The sequence below is a fragment of the Hymenobacter sp. genome, from assembly GCF_035709525.1.
Taxonomy (GTDB): domain Bacteria; phylum Bacteroidota; class Bacteroidia; order Cytophagales; family Hymenobacteraceae; genus Hymenobacter.
Window position 1 is genome coordinate 24,648 of record NZ_DASTEP010000121.1, and the last position, 17,374, is coordinate 42,021.

Consider the following 17,374-nt stretch of genomic DNA (forward strand, 5'->3'; position numbering starts at 1 on the left):
TCTCTACCACAACCTTAGGCACTGATTGTAAAATTGCCGTAAGTATCGGCCCTTTACCCTAAAAGCCGCTGTTTCTGATTCAGAAGCAGCAGCTTTTAGGGTAAAGGGCCGGGCCGTTGCTGCGCTGCCTGGGTTGGTGGGCTGGTGCTCTGCCAATGGACAAGTGTGTAATATGCATGATAATTAAGGATAGTGCTTTGATAAGCAAGCTATTAATTTCAATAGGCTGGCGCTAATACCGCATTGTAACCCAATCTAAAACCAGCGGAAAGTAGCCAGCAATTGGGGAGGTGCGTAAAATGCCCAGCCCGGCCCGCCACCTGCGGCCAGCGCAACACTTCTTCTTTTCTCCTTTATCCGTTGTCGATTATGAACTCCTCCAAATTGATTTTCGCCGCCCTGCTCAGCCTCGGCCTCAGCCTCAGCAGCACCGCCTTTGCCCAGACTACCCTGCCCGGTGCGGGCGCGGGTGCGCCTGGCACCGTACCGGGTGCCCCCGGTACCGTAGCCACGCCCGGCGCGGCGGGCACCGTTGTGCCCGGCCAGCCCGGCACGGTAGCAGCCCCATCGGGCGGCGTGCTCGCGCCGGGCACGGCCCCGGCCGGCACCACGCCCGGCACCATTTATGCGCCCGGTACTACCGCGCCCGGCACGGCGGCCCCCGGCACGTTGCGCGGCACCCAGCCGGTAGGCACGGGCACGGCCCCCACTACCGCACCGGGCCGCTCGGTGCGCCGCGGCACTACCTCGGGTACTACTACCACCCCCGTGCGCCCATAGCAAACCGAGGTAATCTTTCTCACCAGCCAAGCCCGGCTGCCCATTTGGGGCAGCCGGGCTTTGTTATATTTTTGAATAGCCTAAGTGTATGCGAAGTAGTAAATTGTTATTTCGTATTATTTGGAAAAATATAATTTTGATTTTGGCAACATAAGCTGGGCTTTCCCTCGTATAGCACGGGCCGCTGCGCTAAGTAGCGTTAGCTTCAACTCGTCCCATTCCCCTCTCCCAACCCCCCCGACTATCATGAAAGCCATCAAATTTTTCGCCGTTGCCGCCTGCGCCCTTTGCTTCAGCACCACGGCCTTTGCCCAGACTACCCCCGCCAGCACCAGCGGTACTATGCAGAACGGTACCATGCAGAACGGCACCATGACTACCCCCACCCAAACCGGCACTGACCGCATGCAAACCGGCACCGACCGCATGCAGAATGGCACCAACATGGGCAACGGCAAGATGAACGGTAAAATGGACAAGATGGACCGTAAAACCAAAATGAACGACCGTAAGGGCATGAAGAAAGACAAAATGTCGACCACGCCCAGCGGCGCTATGTAGTACCGCGCGCCCGGGCCACCAGCCCAAGCCAGAAAGCCGGCTGACCCATACAGGGTCGGCCGGCTTTTTAGTTGTTAACATAGTTGAAAAACAAAACTTTAGTAATAGCATAGGCGTAAAATAACCCAGGAATTTTGGTAATAAATTAACCCGGCTGCCAGCCGCTACCCCTTTAGTTTTTATGAAAACGCTGTTCGCAATAGCCGCCTTTTGGGCGGTTACTACCGCCACCCAGGCGCAGGTAGTGCCCTTCGATGCTTCGGCGCCCCAGCGCGGCGGCGCCCAAAACCAGACCACCGTGCCTCCCGTGAACCCCGGCCTCAACCAAAGCACCATTCAGGGGCCGGCCGAGGTGCAGCGCACCCTCACCAGCTACGACGCGCAGCCCAGCCGCCTGCCCGAGGGCACCACGCCGCTAGCGGGTACGCCCGAGCTATCGCCCTACACCCGCCCCGACGTGCGCGAGCAGCCGATACTAATACAACAGCACAAGCGCAGCTCGACCGACGTAGTGCCGACCCGCAGCCGCGTGTCCGGTTCCAGCAACGTGCAGCAGACCTACCGCCGCCCGGCGCAAGCCCCGCTGTCGCCCGTGGGCAACTACTAGCTTGAAACAAAATACAAAAGAGCCCGCTTGCTACGCAGCAAGCGGACTCTTTTGTATCTAAGCCTATTTTGAAAGCCGGATTACTTCTTGGCTTTGGCCGAAGCGTGCTCCAGCAGTTCGTGGCCGTGGCGGCGCAGGGTGTCGGCCAGCTTCAGCAGGTCGGCTTTGAGGTCGGCGGGGGCGTGGTGGCTTACCTGGCTGGTTTGGTCGCCGAGCATCACCAGCGAGTTGCCGATGGGCGTGGCCCCGAGGTTGCCGCTGCTGAGCAGCGATTGAAGGTTGCCCATTTCGCGGGCGATGTCTTGCAGCTCGGGCAGGCCGCTTTGCAAAAACTGTTGCTGCCAGGTTTCGGTATTGTCCATGGCCGAGCCCAGGGGTAGGCTGGTGAGGCCGTTTTGCAGGCCCGATACGGTGGCTTTGAGAAGGTCGCTCATGAGGAGTAGGGGAGAGGCAGCCGGGAAAAATGCCGCCTCAAAGGGTTAGTTGGGTAAGTCGGGGGTGGGAGTAGCCGCCTTGCGCGGGCGGCGGGGCTTGGGCGGCGTGGCCTCGGTGGTTTCGTCGGGGTTGGCAGCGGCCGCTTTAGCGGGCTTTTTGCGCGCCTTGGTAGCGGGCACGGGGCGGCCCTCGGCATCGGTGAGCACCGGGCGCGGGGCAAACGTGGGCGGCACGTAGCCGGCCGGGGCGGGCGCTATCAGCGCCAGCTCGCGCAGGATGCCGATGCCGCACACGGCGCTGGCTTCCTTGTCTTTGATTTCGAGCATCATGTCCACGTCCAGCCCGTCGAGGTCGGCCAGAAAGCCGCGAAACAGCTCGGGCACCAGGCTATCGGTGTGCTTGCCTTTGCGCTCGCCGGGAGCCTGCGAGCTGTAGTCCATCATCAGCACGCCATCGCGGGTGGGGTGCCAGGTAGCGGCGGCCAGGCGCAAAGCCTCGCGCATGGGCTCGCCGTGGTTGAGGCATTCGTGGTGGAAGTTGTCGAACAGAATGGGCACGCCCGTTTCGTCGCTTAGGCTCAGGCACTCGCGCAGGCTGTAGAGGCGGTCGTCATTTTCAACTACCAGCCGCACTTTCACTTCCTCGGGCAGTAGCGTGTGGAAAGTCTCCACCCAGCGGGCCAGCGCCGCGCCCTTGTCGCCATACGCGCCGCCGGCGTGAATCTGGAGCTTGGCCGTGGAGTCGAGCTCCATCAAATCGAGCATCGAGCCCTGGTAAATCAACTCGTTCACGCTGCGCCGCACAATGTCGGGGTCGGGCGAGTTGAGTACCACGAACTGGTCGGGGTGAAACGAAATCCGCATGCCGTGCGCCTTAATGAAGTCGCCGATGGCCTTAAACTCACTCTTAAAGTGCGTTTGCCACGGAAAATCATTGACTTCGTGCGAGCCAAAGGGCACAATATCCGAGCCCATGCGGAAGAAAAGCAGCCCGTGCTGCACGTTCCATTCCAGAATCTGGCGCAGGCAGGCGAGGTTGGCGGCCACCGTTTCTACCAGCCGCTCGGGCGTGTAGGAGGCCAGCCGGAAGGTGCGCGCCGCGCTGCACGGCAGCGTCTCATTAACGCAGGGATACCCAATTTTCATATCCCCTCAGCTTACGCGAGAAGTACGTCGGGAGTTGGTAAATGAGCGAGTAACGGTCGTCATGCTGAGCGGAGCGCAGCGTAGCCGAAGCATCTCTACCGCTTCGTTGCTCAGCGTAAGAGATTAGTTCTGCCATAGAGATGCTCCGCTTCGCTCAGCATGACAGTCGTCCTCATTCACTACCTCACTCAAACCCCCGGCTGTCCCGGAATGCCTTATTATACTGGCTGCGGGTCTGGCGGGCTTTTTCGGCGGCTTCGGCGGCTTTCACGGCTTCCATTTTGCGGCGCTCTTTGCCTTGGCGCGAAAACTGGTCGTAAATCCAGTCCACGTTCGATTCGGTGATAGTGGGCTCGATGGGCTTGGGCGCGGCCGAGTCCACGGCGAAGAGCGGCTTGGGCGGCGGGGCTTTCTTGGGGATTTTCACCACGGGCGGCGCGGGCCGCTTGATGTTGCGCAGCGCCCGGTTGATGCTGGCGCGGTCGGGGCGGTCGGCGGTTACTTTCACCTCGCTCAGCTTCACCGAGTCGCGCACTAGTGCCACCTGCACCACCAGCTGCGAAAGCGTAGTACCGCTGAGCGCGAAGCGTTTGGCCTTGAAACCCAATGCCCGAAACAGCAGCGTGTCGGTGGGCAGCGCCGTGATAAGAAAATCACCCTCCACGTCGGCCGCCACGCCCCGGCGCGTGCGCTGCACCACCACCGTAGCCCCCGGAATGGGCTCGCGCGTGCCCGCCGCCGACACAGTACCGCTCACGCGTACGGTAGGGTTAGGGGCTCCGGCCTGCGCCCGCGCCTCGCGGCTCAGCAACATGCCGCTCACCAGCAGCAGTAAAAGGCCTGGCTGGGGTGGGAAGAAGGAGCGAAGAAAACGAAACACGGACTACTTAAACGCGGTGAGGAGTGCAAAGCTGCTACGGAAAGAAACAAAAAAAGCCCGCGTCGTTGCAGACGCGGACTTTTTATAGACTGGTAGGGCCAAAAAGGCGACCTACATTTTGGTTTTGTTGCCGTCAGCGTCCTTCACCTTCACGGTGCCGTCGCCTTTCACTTTGATTTTCGAGCCGTCTTCGAGCTTGGTTTTCGAATCTTTCAGGGCCGCGCCGCTGGTGGGGTCACCTTTGGTTTTCACGGTCCCGTCGTCTTTCAGCTTGATTTTCGAGCCGTCTTCCAGCTTGGTTTTCGACTCCTTCACGCCCACGCCCGACGTCATATCGGTCGAGGAAGCCGAGGCGCTGGCCGAGTTATCGGCCGGCATGGTGCTGGCCGACGAGGCATCGCCCATGTAGTTGGCCTCGTCGTAGGTCGCGCGCGACGACTCATACGACTGGTACTGCGCGGGGTCAGTGATTACGCTCTTAAACTCGGCATCGGTGTCCGTATTGTACTGGCGCATAGCGGCGGCCATGCCAGTCGTATCTGAGGCATATTTGCTCTTCATTTCGCCGTAGCGCTTCGAGCGGTTATAGTACGCGGTGCGGATTTTGCCCTGCATAGCGGGGTCGGTGATTTTCATGTCGGAGATATACTTCTCCGAAACCTGGTTTGAGCGCGTGCGGTAGGCCGCCGTGTCGGGCATGGCCGTGGCCGTAGCATCGGCCGGCGCGGTGGTAGTAGTCGTAGTGGTGTCAGCGGTTTTTTCCTGCGAGCAGGAAGCGAGCGAAAGGGCGGCAGCGCCCGCGAATAGCAACAGGGAGTTTTTCATGACGAGAGAAAGAAACAGGGTGTGGGCGGCTTTAACGAAAAAACCGAAGCTAGGTTTTTTACCTCAACGCATCAGGCCCGCCGCAGCTCCAGCACCGTTATTTCGGGTAGGAAGCCCGTCCGCATGGGCACGCCCAGGTAACCCAGGCCCACGTTCACGTACAGCTTCTGGCGGCCTTGCTCGTACAAGCCCGCCCACTGCGGGTAGGAGTATTTCACGGGGCTCCATTTAAAAAACGGCAGGTTAATGCCGAACTGCATGCCGTGCGTGTGGCCGCTGAGCGTGAGGTCGATATCCTTGTAATCGAGCACCTGCGCTTCCCAGTGCGAAGGGTCGTGCGAAAGCAACAGCTTAAAGGGCGCGTTGCCACTGGCGGCGTGGGTCTGAGCCAGCTTGCCGTGCTTCGGAAACTGCGGGTGCGAGCTCCAGTTTTGTACGCCTAGCACGGCCAGCTCATCAGCCCCGCGCCGAATGGTATGGCTTTCATCAAGTAGCAGCTTCCAGCCAATTTTGGCGTGGTTTTGGGCCAGCTGCTGAAGATTGGCGCGCTTGGCGGCCTGGCTGGGCCACTGCACGTAGTCGCCGTAGTCGTGGTTGCCGAGGATGGAGAAAATCGGCAGCTCCGACGTGATGCCCGCTAGCGCCGCAATGTGCGGCTCCACCTCCTCGGCCACGTTGTTGACCAGGTCGCCGGTCATCACGATGAGGTCGGCTTTCTGGGCGTTTATCAGGGCTACGGCGCGCTCCAGCGGCTCGGTGTTGCCGTTGAAAGAGCCCGTGTGCAGGTCGGAGATTTGCAAGATTTTAAACCCGTCGAACGACGCTGGTAGGTTAGGGTAGCGCAGCACCACGCGGCGCACGGTGTAGTCGGTTTTGCCCTTCACCATGCCCCACAGCATGGCCAGCACCGGCACCAAGCCCAGCCCCAACGCCAGCCGGCTGATAAACTCGCTGCGCGTGAGCGGCGCGCCCGTCGCCGGGGCCGCGCTGCTAAAGCCTCGCGCCGCCCAGCGCCCCAGCCGCGTGAGGTCTTCGAGCAGCAGCGGCAGCACCACTACCAGCTTGCCCGCCAGCAGCGCCAGCGGCAGCACCGAGAGGTAGCTTTTGAACTCGGCATCGCCCTTGTGGCGCGTGAACATCGCCCACAGCCCCACCGCCCACACGGCCAGCGTCAGCAGCCAGTAGCCGATGGCCAGGCCCCGCCGCCCCGCCGGCGTGGCCGGCGCAAACGCCGTGCGAACGGCCGCAAAGCCATAGATTTCGGCCACCGCGATGGCCCCCAAAATACTCCAGAACAGAAAGCGATTGCGCATAGTAGATAAGCCCAACGGGCAGCCGGGTAGTAGAGTTGGCCGCCCGCAAGCTAAGGCCGCTGACGCGCACGCCAAACTTTTGCTTTACCTTTTGGCCCTGCTTGCGCAACTACGCTATGGAACCTACTGATTACCTGCCCCCCGACGGCGACCCCATCGCCGAGCCTTACGCCACGCCCGCCAGCTTCGGCATCAAGAGCTGGGCCGAAGAAGACCGCCCCCGCGAAAAGCTGATGCAGAAAGGCCGCGCCGCCCTGTCCGACGCCGAGCTCATCGCCATTCTCCTGGGCTCGGGCACCACCAAGCTGACCGCTGTAGACGTGGGCAAGCTGATGCTGCAAGCCGTGGAAAACGACCTCAACGAGCTGGCCCGCCTCAGTATGAAGCAGCTGTGCCGCCACCCCGGCATCGGCCCCGCCAAAGCCATCACCGTGATAGCCGCCTTGGAGCTCGGCCGCCGCCGCAAAGAGAGCGGCGCGGGCCGCCGCACCACCATCACCTGCTCGCGCGACATCTACCACGCCGTGCGCCCGCAGCTGCAAGACCTGCCCCACGAGGAATTCTGGATAGTGCTCCTCAACCGCGCCAACGTGGTGATGCGCCTCGAAAAAGTGAGCAGCGGCGGCGTGGCCGGCACCGTGGCCGACCCCAAGATGATTTTCAAAACTGCCCTGGAGCACCTGGCCAGCAGCATTATCCTCGTCCACAACCACCCCAGCGGCAACCGCCAGCCCAGCGGGGCCGACATTAGCCTGACCAAGAAGCTGAAGGAAGCCGGCGGCTTCCTTGATTTGCCGGTGCTCGACCACCTTATTTATACCGATATGGGATACTACAGCTTTGCGGATGAGGGTCTGTTGTAACACCAAGCTCCAGCTTGGTGAGGCGTTAGGAGGCGTCAGAATACGTCACCCTAACGCTGCACCAAGCTGGAGCTTGGTGTTACATGACTAACTTAGCTTTACATGCGCAAACTCTGGATTGCCGGCCTCGTGCTGGCCATACTCGGCCTCCTTCTTTACAGTATATCCGGCACCCAGCCCACCAAAACGCTCGGCGAAGCCTACTTGGCCAAGCTGCGCGAAACCCGCCGCCAGAAAGACCAGACCCTGCACAACGCCGCCGATTCGCCCATTCCCGGCGCGCAGCGGGCCACGTTTGCGGGGCTGCGCTACTTCGCACCAGTGGCTGATTTTAGAGTGACGGCCAGCATCAAGCGGCTGCCGGTACTGCTGCCGCAGCCGCTGGCCATGAGCCTGGGCGCGCCCGAAAGCTACCAGCGCTGGGGCACCGCCGAGTTCGAGCTAAACGGCAAGCCGCAGAAGCTGACGCTCTTGCAAAAAGCCGGCGACAAGCAGCTGTTCGTGCCCTTCACCGACCCCACCAACGGCGAGCAGACCTACGGGGCCGGCCGCTATATCGACGTGCCCCTGCCGCCCGCCGAGGCCAACGAAGTAGAGCTAGATTTCAACCAGGCGTATAACCCGTACTGCGCCTACAACCACGATTATAGTTGCCCTTTGCCATTAGCCGAAAACCGCCTGACGGTGCCGGTAGTGGCAGGCGAGCAGGCGTTTCAGCTTTAGCTGGCGGCCTCGCGCAGCTCGCGCAAGTCGAGCCGGAAGCCGGGCAGCACGGGCTCGCCGCTCAGCTCATTGTCGAAGCCTTGCACTATTTCGACGGGCTGACCGGGGCGGTAGAGGTAGGCGGTTTCAGCATCGGCATCAAGCAAAATGGCTAGCTCAACTCCGTAGTTAAGCCATTGCGCGAAGCGGGCTTGCAGCGTATCCAAGCGGTCAAACGGCGCTTTCAGCTCCAGCACAAACTGCGGGCACAGCGGCGGAAACTGTAGCCGTTGCGCCCTGGTCAGGGTGCTATAAGCGGCTTCGCTCACCCACGAAATGCCTGGCCCAAGTACCGCCCCGTCGGGCAAGGTGTAGCCGGCCCAACTGAGCGTATGGCCGCCGTAACGGCGGCTCCAATCAGCCACTTGAAATAAGGCGATACCTACCAGCTCACTCGTGGCGAAGCCAGGTAGCGGCCTGATTACCAGCTCGCGCTGCGGTGTGCGTTCGATGTGCAGCAGCTCGTTGGCCTGGCAAAGCTCAAAATAGTCGTCGTCGCTGATGCCGGCTACTACCGCGCCGCGCAGGACAAGGGCATCCTCTGAATCGGGGTAGGACATGGGTATTGGAAATCAGCAAGAAAGACAGGAGCTGCTTACAAGTTAAGGTTGTTAAACTGACAACTTGTGTGCAGCCGTACCTTTGCTGCCCTACGGGCGGCCGCCAAAAGCCGTCGTTTTCTGGCAATGACTATCTCGTTCGACTGGCTTAAAACCTTATTTCCCACCACGCTTTCGGCGGCCGAAATCGGCGCGCTACTCACCAGCTCGGGCCTCGAAGTCGAGAGCCTGACTGAAGTGGAAAGCGTTCCCGGCGGCCTGCGCGGCGTGGTGCTGGGCACGGTGCTCACCTGCGAGCGCCACCCCGATGCCGACAAGCTGAGTCTTACCACCGTGGCCGTGGGCGACGCTACCCCGCGCCAAATCGTGTGCGGCGCGCCCAACGTGGCCGCCGGCCAGCGCGTGGTAGTGGCCCTGGAAGGTGCCACGCTGCACCCCAGCACCGGCGAGCCGTTCAAAATCAAGAAATCAAAAATCCGCGGCGCGGCCTCGGAGGGCATGATTTGCGCTGAAGACGAAATCGGCCTGGGCCAGTCGCACGCCGGCATTATGGTGCTCGATACCAACCTGCCCGATGGCACGCCGGCCGCCGAGTATTTCGGCCTGGGCTCGGATACGGAGATTGAAATCGGCCTCACGCCCAACCGCGCCGACGCGGCCTCGCACTACGGCGTAGCCCGCGAGCTGCGCGCCCTGCTGGGCCAGCCCGCCCACTTGCCCGACGTGAGCGCCTTCGCCGCGCCCGCAAGCGGCGAGAACATCGAGGTAGTGATTGAAGACGAGCAGGCGTGCCCGCGCTACGCCGGCCTGCTGCTGGATAACGTGCAGGTTGGCCCGTCGCCCGAGTGGCTCCAGCGCCGCCTGCGCAGCATCGGCCTCTCGCCGATTAATAACGTGGTGGACGTCACCAACTTCGTGCTGCACGAACTGGGCCAGCCGTTGCACGCCTTTGATGCAAACCAAATTGCGGGCAATAAAATCCGCGTGAAGCGCGCCGAAGCCGGTGAGAAATTCACCACGCTGGATGGGGTGGAGCGCACCTTGCAAGCTGAGGATTTGGTGATTGCCGACGCCCACGGCGCGGCGATGGCGCTGGCTGGCGTGTTCGGCGGCAAAACCTCGGGCGTGAGCAATGCCACGACCCGCGTGGTGCTGGAAAGCGCCTACTTCGCGCCGGCCGTGGTGCGCCACACCAGCCAGCTGCACGGCCTCAAAACCGATGCGTCGTTCCGCTTCGAGCGCGGCACTGACCCCTACATGGTGCCCACCGCGCTGAAGCGCGCCGCGCTGCTGCTGCAAGAAGTGGCCGGCGCCCACATCGCCGCACCAGTGGTCGACGTGTTTCCGCACCTCATACCCAACAACCAGGTGCGCTTGCGCCTGAGCCGCGTAACCCGGCTCATCGGCCAGGAGATAGGGGAGGAGCGCATCCGCGAAATCCTGACTGGCCTAGGCATCAAAATTGAGGCGGAAACCACCGCCGAGCAACCAGAAACCAGAAACCAGAAACCAGAAACCACCTGGCTGCTCGCCGTGCCGCCCTACAAGGTGGACGTAACGCGCGAGGCCGACGTAATTGAGGAAATTCTGCGCATCTACGGCTTCAACAACGTGGCCCTGAAGCCGCACAACTCGGCGTCGTTCCTGTCGGGCTTCCCTAACCCCGACCCCGAGGTAGTGCGCCAGAAAGTGGCTGACCTGCTCAGCGGCCAGGGCTTTTCGGAGATTCTGACCAACTCGCTCACCAACTCGCAGTACTTCGAGAAGGCCGACGCGCCCGACGCCGCGCTGGTGCGGATTCTGAACTACAACAGCCAGGATTTGAATATCATGCGGCCCACGCTGCTGACCTCGGGCCTGGAAGTGGTGCGCCACAACCTCAACCGCCGCCAGCGCGATTTGAAGCTATATGAGTTTGGCAAAACCTACCACCTCGGCGACAACGGCAAGTACAAGGAAAAGAACGTGCTGGCCATCTACTTCACCGGCAGCGCCACCGCCGAAACCTGGCAGCACGCCTCGCGCAAAAGTGCCTACCACGACCTAGCCGGGGCGGTGCAGCAGGTGCTGGCGGCACTGGGCCACCCGCCGCCCGCCTCGCAGCCCACGCAGCACCCGTACCTGGCGGGCGGCCTCACGCTGCTGGCTCAAAACCAGCCCGTGGCCAACGTGGGCGCGGTGTCACCGGCCGTGCTCAAGCGCCTCGACGTAAGCCAGCCCGTGTGGTACGCCGAGCTGGATTGGGACTGGCTGCTCAAGAAATACAAGGCCACGCTGGTGGCCCGCGAGCTACCTAAGTTCCCGGAGGTGCGCCGCGACTTGTCGCTGGTGGTGGACCAGGCCGTGACCTTCGACCAGCTGCGCACCATCGCGCAGCGCACCGAAAAGAAGCTGCTGCGCGACGTGAACGTGTTTGACGTGTACGCCGGCGACCGGCTGGAGGCGGGCAAAAAGTCGTACTCGGTGAGCTTCACCTTGCAAGACCCCACGCAGACGCTCACCGACCAGGCCATCGACCAGGTGATGCAGAAGCTCATTCAGCAGTTTGAGAAGCAGGCGGGCGCGCTGATTCGGAAGTAGGCCTGCTCACCCCACCCCCGGCTCCTCCCCTCCGGGAGAGGGGAGGGGCCGGGGGTGGGGTAATACGAGCGACGAGCACTCTAAAACTTTTCTAGAAGCCTCGGCTGCGCCAGCAGCCGGGGCTTCTCTTTTCAACTAGCGTAGCCGCTGGCTGAAAGCCCAACCAAGCGCGCGGGCGGTAAAGCTACGGCCGGGGTTAGCGGCAGAAAAAAAGCCACCGCCGCGCCGCGCCCTCTGTAATGCCGAAAGCCTTTTGGCGAGTAACATTGCAGTCCGGTTGCTCACCTTTGGCCGGTTTTGTCCCTTTTCTTCTTATGAAAGTACCTGTTCTGTCTTCGTGGCTGTGTGGGCTGGGTTTGGCACTGGCTACCGTGCCGGCCACGGCCCAGCAAAAGCCAGCCGCCAAGCCCGCCGGCGCCAAATCGACCACGCCCAAGCCGCCCACGGTAAAAGCCCCGGTAGGCGCTACTGGCGCGCGCCTAGTCGAGAAAGTAACCCAGAAGCCCGGCGAGCTCGTCATTCCTTATGAAAAATACGTGCTGCCCAACGGCCTGACCGTCATCGTGGCCGAAGACCATTCTGACCCGCTGGTGCACGTGGACGTGACCTACCACGTGGGCTCGGCCCGCGAGCAGATTGGCAAGTCGGGCTTTGCCCACTTCTTCGAGCACATGATGTTTCAGGGCTCCGACCACGTCGGCGACCAGCAGCACTTCAAGCTCGTGACGGCTGCCGGCGGTACGCTCAACGGCACGACCAACCAGGACCGCACCAACTACTTCGAAACCGTGCCGAGCAACCAGCTCGAAACGGCGATGTGGCTGGAGGCCGACCGCATGGGCTTTTTGCTCGATGCCGTAAGCCAGAAAAAGTTTGAGATTCAGCGCGCTACCGTGAAAAACGAGCGCGGCCAGAACTACGACAACCGCCCCTACGGCCTGGCCAGCGAGTACGCCGCCAAAACGCTGTATCCCTACGGCCACCCGTATTCGTGGCTGACCATCGGCTACCTCAAAGACCTCGACAACTCGAACGTCAACGACCTCAAGAACTTCTTCTTGCGCTGGTACGGGCCGAATAACGCGACCCTGACCGTGGGCGGCGACGTGACCTCGGCGCAGGTGCTGAAGCTGGCCGAGAAGTACTTCGGCCCCATTAAGCGCGGGCCGGCCGTGCCGGTGCAGAAGCTGCCCGCGCCCGTGCTGAGCGCCGACCGCTACGTGAGCTACGAAGACAATGTGCGCTTCCCGATGCTCCAGATGATTTTCCCGACCGTGCCCCACGGCCACCCCGACGAGGCGGCTCTCGACGCGCTGGCCGACATTATCGGCGGCGGCAATACGTCATTGCTTTACAAAAACCTGGTGAAAAACCAGAAGGCGGTGCAGGCCCAGGCCTACCAGCGCAACTCGGAGCTGAGCGGCGAGTTTACTTTGATTTCGATAAATACGCCCGGTACGCGCCTCGACAGCGCGGAAGTTATTTTCCGCAAAACGCTGGCCGAGTTTGCCAAAAATGGCGTGACCGATGCGCAGGTAGCGCAATTCAAGGCCAGCACCGAGGCCCAGCTTATCAACAGCCTGGCCAGCGTGCAGGGCAAAGTGAGCCAGCTGGCTTCCAACCAAACTTTCTTCGGCAACCCCAATCGCCTGCCCGCCGACCTCAAGGAGCTGCGCGCTCTTACGAAGGCCGACGTGCAGCGCGTGTTCGCCAAGTACATCCAGGGCAAGCACGCCGTGATTCTGAGCGTGGTGCCCAAGGGCAAGCTCGGCGAGGTGGCCGCCAAGGACAACTACACGCCCTCCACGGCCGGCTACGTAGCCCCCAACTACGGCTACGAAGGCCTGAAATACGTGAAGGCCGTCGATAATTTCGACCGTGGGCAGCAGCCTAAGGCTGGGGCCAACCCGGTGGTGAAGGTGCCCGCCATCTGGCAGGATAAGTTCGGCAACGGCTTGCAGCTGATTGGTACCAAAAATACCGAGCTGCCCGTGACGACCATGCTGCTCACCATTCGGGGTGGGCACCGCTTGGAGCAAGCCATGCCTGGCAAGGCCGGCGTGGCTTCGCTCACGGCGCAGATGCTGAACGAAGGCTCGGAAAAGTATAGCAGCGAAGAGTTTACGGCGGCACTCGACCGCCTGGGTAGCACCATCCAGGTAGGCAGCGGCGCCGACAACACGACCGTGTACGTGCAGACGCTCACCAAAAATCTGCCCGCCACGATGGCTCTGCTGGAGCAGCGCCTGCTGCACCCGCGCTTCGACGCGGCCGATTTTGACCGTATCAAAAAGCAGACCCTGCAAGGCATCGCCAACCAGGTAACGCAGCCGGTAGTCATTGCCAACAACGCCTATAATAAGCTGCTGTATGGCCAGAATGACATCATGGGCGTGCCCGGCAACGGCACCACGGCCAGCGTAACCAGCATCACGCTCGACGACGTGAAGCAGTTCTACGCCAGCAACTACGCGCCTAACGTGAGCTACCTCACCGTGGTGGGCGACGTGGACCAGGCCGCCACCGAGCAGCAGCTGGGCTTCCTGAAAGCCTGGCCGCAGAAAAACGTGACGTTGCCCACCGCCCCGGTGGCCCAGGCGCAGCCCGACAAAACCAAGATTTACTTTATCGACAAGCCCGGCGCGGCGCAGTCCGAAATCCGGGTGGGCTACCTCACCGCCCTGCCCTACGATGCCACCGGCGACTACTACCGCGCTTACCTTAGCAACTACGTGCTGGGCCAGGCCTTCAACTCGCGCATCAACCTGAACCTGCGCGAAGACAAGGGCTACACCTACGGCGCGCGCTCGGGCTACAGCAGCACGCGCTTCGCGGGGCCGTTCACGGCCCAGGCCGGCGTGCGCGCCGATGCCACGGCCGCTTCGGTGAAGGAGTTTATGAAGGAAATCAACAACTACCGCACCGGCATCACCGATGAGGAGCTGACTTTCCTGCAAAGCTCGGTGGGCCAGAGCGACGCCCTGCGCTACGAAACCGGCCAGCAGAAAGCGGGCTTCCTCTCGCGCCTCGTGGAGTATAACCTCCAGCCCGACTACGTAAACCAGCAGGCCGACATTCTCAAAAACCTGAAGAAGGAAGACGTGGCGGCTTCGGTAACCAAATACCTGCCCGGCGACAAAATGTACATCGTGGTAGTGGGCGACCGCGCCAAGGCCTTCCCCGGCCTCTCGGAGCTCGGCTACGAGGTGCAGGAACTCGACGTGAACGGCCTGCCCGTGGCCGCCACGGCCCCGGCCGCGCCCACGGCCGCCCCCGCCGACATGCCCGACGGTAAAACCAAAACCGCGGAAAACGGCAAAAAGGTAAAAACCAAGAAGAAAGGCGGCGCGTAGACCCACGCACTGCTGGCTAAAGCCCGCCGCTGCCCAGCGGCGGGCTTTTTTGTGGCTTCAGGCGGCGGTCGAGACGGGCTGCAGGGGCCTGAATCGAAGCCCAACAATTTCCGCTACCTTCGCGATGTAATAAAAATACCCCCTTGGCTTCATCTCAACAACACGCGCAACTCGACCGCCTGGAGCGGCAGGTAACCACCTTAGTGGCTGCCTATCAGCAGCTGCGCGAAGAGCTGGCCGATGCGCGCACCACCATCGAGCACCTGCGGGCCGATGGCCGCGAGCGCGAAAAACAGCTGCGGGAGTACCAAAACCAAGAAAATATTGTTAAACTTGTCCAGACTATAGCCGGCGGGGAACCCACCCAGGCCAACGAGCTGAAACAACGCCTCAACGAATACATCCGCGAAATAGATAAGTGCCTTGCCTATTTGAGGGAATAAATAACCTTCACCTACTCTGACTGCCTCTTGCCTCTCTATGAACGATTTAGCCATTAAAATTCGCATCGCTGACCGCGACTACCCCATGCGGGTGGCCGTGGCCGACGAAGAGCGCCTGCGCCTGGCCGGCCGGCAGCTCAGCGAGCGGCTACGCGAGTTTCGGGAGCAATACGGCATTCAGGACAAACAAGACCTGCTGGCGATGGTAGCCTTCGCCACAATGGCTGACTCTTTGAAAGTCAGCAAAGAAAAGGATGGAACCGACGCAGACCTCACCGAGCGCCTGGCGCGCCTCGATGAGCTGCTTTCTGGCGTGGTGCTGGCCGTGTAAACGCGCGTAGGCAGCACCCGTACTTTCGTTGGCCCGGCCGGGCCGGCCAGGGCAAGCGGCCCCGGCTACCCCCGGCCTGGTAACTCGCCTGTTGCTATGGTTCTGATTCACTTCACTTCCATAACTTCATGTCATCCATTCTTTTATATTGCGTGCTGACGGCCGTCATTGCCCTGGTGGGCGGACTGGTCATCGGCCGCCAGCTGGCCGGCAAGGCCAGGCAAGACCACGAAGGCGAGGCCCAGGCCAAAGCCCGCCAGATTATCGAAGAGGCCGAAGCCACGGCCAACCGCACCCGCGACGAGCGCATTCAGCAGTCGAAGGACAAGTTTCGCAACCTCAAAAACGAGTACGAGCAGGAGCAAAAGCGCGTGCGCCGCGAGTTTGACGCCGAAACCCAGCGTCTGAAAACCGCCCTGGAGCAAGAGCTTACCGAGCGCCGCCAGGGCGTGCTAGCCCAGGAGCAGGCCATCAAGCACCTCACCGAAACCACCCAAAAGCAGCTCGAAACCATCCAGCACAAGGAAAAAGAGTTGGAAGCCACCCGCGAAAAGGTGCAGGCCGATGCCGAGCACCAGCGCAACCGCTTCGAGCAGCAGGAAGAAAAGCGCCAAACCCGCCACGAAACCGCCGTGGCCGAGCTGCAAGCCAAGCAGCAGGAAGCCGAAGCCATCGTGCAGGAGGTGCAAAGCCAGCTCGAAAAAGTAGCCGGCCTTACCGCCGCCGAAGCCCGCGAGCAACTCGTTGAAAGCCTGAAGAATGAGGCCCAGCTGCAAGCCTCGTCCTACATCAAGGATACGGTAGCGCAGGCCAAGCTCACGGCGACCAAGGATGCCAAAAAGGTAGTGCTGGAAACCATTCAGCGCACGGCTTCGGAGCACGCCATCGAAAACTGCGTGTCGGTGTTCAACATCGAGAGCGACGACGTGAAGGGCAAAATTATCGGCCGCGAGGGCCGCAACATCCGGGCGCTGGAAGCGGCGACGGGCGTAGAAGTGATTGTGGACGACACGCCGGAAGCCATCATTATCTCGGGCTTCGACCCGGTGCGCCGCGAAATTGCGCGCCTCTCGCTGCACCTGCTGGTGAAGGACGGCCGCATTCACCCCGCCCGCGTGGAGGAAATCGTGGCCAAGACGACCAAGAAAATCGAGGAGGAAATCATCGAAATCGGCGAGCGCACGGTTATCGACCTTGGTATCCACGGCCTGCACCCCGAGCTGATTCGGATGGTGGGCCGGATGCGCTTCCGCTCCAGCTACGGCCAGAACCTGCTGCAACACAGCCGCGAAGTAGCCAACCTCTGCGCCACGATGGCCGCCGAGCTGGGCCTCAACGTGAAGCACGCCCGCCGCGCCGGCCTGCTTCACGACATCGGCAAAGTGAGCACCGAGGAGCCCGAACTGCCGCACGCCATCCTGGGCATGGAGATGGCCAAGAAGTATAAGGAACACCCCGACGTAGTGAACGCCATCGGTGCCCACCACGACGAGATGGAAATGACGGCCCTGATTTCGCCCATCATTCAGGCCTGCGACGCCATTTCGGGCTCGCGCCCCGGCGCGCGCCGCGAAATGATGGAAAGCTACATCAAGCGCCTCAAGCAGCTGGAAGAAACGGCCGGTGCGTTCAAAGGCGTAAACCAGACCTACGCCATCCAGGCGGGCCGCGAGCTGCGCGTAATCGTGGATGCCGAGAACGTGAGCGACGAGCGCGCCGGCGAGCTAAGCTTCGAGATTTCGCAGAAAATTGAAAAGGAGATGCAGTATCCTGGTCAGATTAAAGTGACGGTAATCCGCGAAATGCGCTCGGTAGCGTATGCTAAGTAGCGCGGACTTTTAGTCCGCGAACAAAGGAATAGCAACGTACTTGCGGACTGAAAGTCCGCGCTACAGCAAAAGCCCCGGCCGCCCGCGCAGCCGGGGCTTTATGTTTG

General features: G+C 61.6%; 16 protein-coding genes. 10 read left to right on the plus strand and 6 right to left on the minus strand.

Annotated features, from left to right (window positions below; genetic code table 11):
* Positions 1–369: 369 nt before the first annotated feature.
* The 3 genes from VFO93_RS10255 (at position 370) to VFO93_RS10265 (ending at position 1,948) form a co-directional block, all read left to right on the plus strand.
* The gene (locus VFO93_RS10255) at positions 370–780 is read left to right on the plus strand and encodes a hypothetical protein (protein ID WP_325134276.1); all 411 of its coding nucleotides are present in this window, start codon (positions 370–372) and stop codon (positions 778–780) included.
* 246 nt (positions 781–1,026) lie between these two features.
* Positions 1,027–1,341, plus strand: coding sequence for a hypothetical protein (locus VFO93_RS10260; protein WP_325134277.1), 315 nt, complete (start codon positions 1,027–1,029; stop codon positions 1,339–1,341).
* Between the two features lie 181 nt (positions 1,342–1,522).
* On the plus strand, positions 1,523–1,948 hold the full coding sequence (locus VFO93_RS10265) for a hypothetical protein (protein WP_325134278.1): 426 nt from the start codon (positions 1,523–1,525) through the stop codon (positions 1,946–1,948).
* Positions 1,949–2,028: 80 nt separating this feature from the next.
* Here the strand turns inward: VFO93_RS10265 and VFO93_RS10270 are convergent, their stop codons facing one another.
* The 5 genes from VFO93_RS10270 to VFO93_RS10290 form a co-directional block, all read right to left on the minus strand.
* Positions 2,029–2,382 carry a hypothetical protein gene (locus VFO93_RS10270; protein WP_325134279.1) on the minus strand — a complete coding sequence of 118 codons (354 nt, stop codon included), beginning with the start codon at positions 2,380–2,382 and terminating at the stop codon, positions 2,029–2,031.
* Between the two features lie 45 nt (positions 2,383–2,427).
* The gene (gene uvsE, locus VFO93_RS10275) at positions 2,428–3,528 is read right to left on the minus strand and encodes a UV DNA damage repair endonuclease UvsE (protein WP_325134280.1); all 1,101 of its coding nucleotides are present in this window, start codon (positions 3,526–3,528) and stop codon (positions 2,428–2,430) included.
* 184 nt (positions 3,529–3,712) lie between these two features.
* Positions 3,713–4,408, minus strand: coding sequence for a carboxypeptidase-like regulatory domain-containing protein (locus VFO93_RS10280; RefSeq protein ID WP_325134281.1), 696 nt, complete (start codon positions 4,406–4,408; stop codon positions 3,713–3,715).
* Positions 4,409–4,519: 111 nt separating this feature from the next.
* Positions 4,520–5,233: a hypothetical protein gene (locus VFO93_RS10285; protein WP_325134282.1), complete on the minus strand. Its 714-nt coding sequence runs from the start codon at positions 5,231–5,233 to the stop codon at positions 4,520–4,522.
* A 71-nt stretch (positions 5,234–5,304) separates the two neighbouring features.
* A complete protein-coding gene (locus VFO93_RS10290; protein WP_325134283.1) occupies positions 5,305–6,546 on the minus strand; it encodes a metallophosphoesterase in 1,242 nt (413 codons plus the stop codon).
* A gap of 116 nt (positions 6,547–6,662) precedes the next feature.
* Between VFO93_RS10290 and radC the strand changes: the two genes are divergently transcribed.
* Together radC and VFO93_RS10300 are read left to right on the plus strand one after the other, a co-directional pair.
* Positions 6,663–7,409 (plus strand): RadC family protein, encoded by a 747-nt coding sequence (gene radC, locus VFO93_RS10295; RefSeq protein ID WP_325134284.1) that lies wholly within the window; start codon positions 6,663–6,665, stop codon positions 7,407–7,409.
* Positions 7,410–7,511: 102 nt separating this feature from the next.
* Complete coding sequence (locus VFO93_RS10300; RefSeq protein ID WP_325134285.1) at positions 7,512–8,132, plus strand: DUF1684 domain-containing protein; 621 nt, start codon at positions 7,512–7,514, stop codon at positions 8,130–8,132.
* Here the strand turns inward: VFO93_RS10300 and VFO93_RS10305 are convergent.
* Positions 8,129–8,731 (minus strand): Uma2 family endonuclease, encoded by a 603-nt coding sequence (locus VFO93_RS10305; protein WP_325134286.1) that lies wholly within the window; start codon positions 8,729–8,731, stop codon positions 8,129–8,131. The two genes, VFO93_RS10300 and VFO93_RS10305, sit on opposite strands and share 4 nt — an antisense overlap.
* A gap of 126 nt (positions 8,732–8,857) precedes the next feature.
* Between VFO93_RS10305 and pheT the strand changes: the two genes are divergently transcribed.
* From pheT to rny, 5 genes are all read left to right on the plus strand, one after another.
* Positions 8,858–11,311 (plus strand): phenylalanine--tRNA ligase subunit beta, encoded by a 2,454-nt coding sequence (gene pheT / locus VFO93_RS10310; RefSeq protein WP_325134287.1) that lies wholly within the window; start codon positions 8,858–8,860, stop codon positions 11,309–11,311.
* Between the two features lie 314 nt (positions 11,312–11,625).
* Positions 11,626–14,664 carry a pitrilysin family protein gene (locus tag VFO93_RS10315; protein ID WP_325134288.1) on the plus strand — a complete coding sequence of 1,013 codons (3,039 nt, stop codon included), beginning with the start codon at positions 11,626–11,628 and terminating at the stop codon, positions 14,662–14,664.
* Between the two features lie 143 nt (positions 14,665–14,807).
* A complete protein-coding gene (locus VFO93_RS10320; protein ID WP_325134289.1) occupies positions 14,808–15,107 on the plus strand; it encodes a hypothetical protein in 300 nt (99 codons plus the stop codon).
* Between the two features lie 37 nt (positions 15,108–15,144).
* Positions 15,145–15,438 carry a cell division protein ZapA gene (locus VFO93_RS10325; RefSeq protein WP_325134290.1) on the plus strand — a complete coding sequence of 98 codons (294 nt, stop codon included), beginning with the start codon at positions 15,145–15,147 and terminating at the stop codon, positions 15,436–15,438.
* 128 nt (positions 15,439–15,566) lie between these two features.
* Positions 15,567–17,267: a ribonuclease Y gene (rny, locus tag VFO93_RS10330; protein ID WP_325134291.1), complete on the plus strand. Its 1,701-nt coding sequence runs from the start codon at positions 15,567–15,569 to the stop codon at positions 17,265–17,267.
* Positions 17,268–17,374 lie beyond the last annotated feature (107 nt).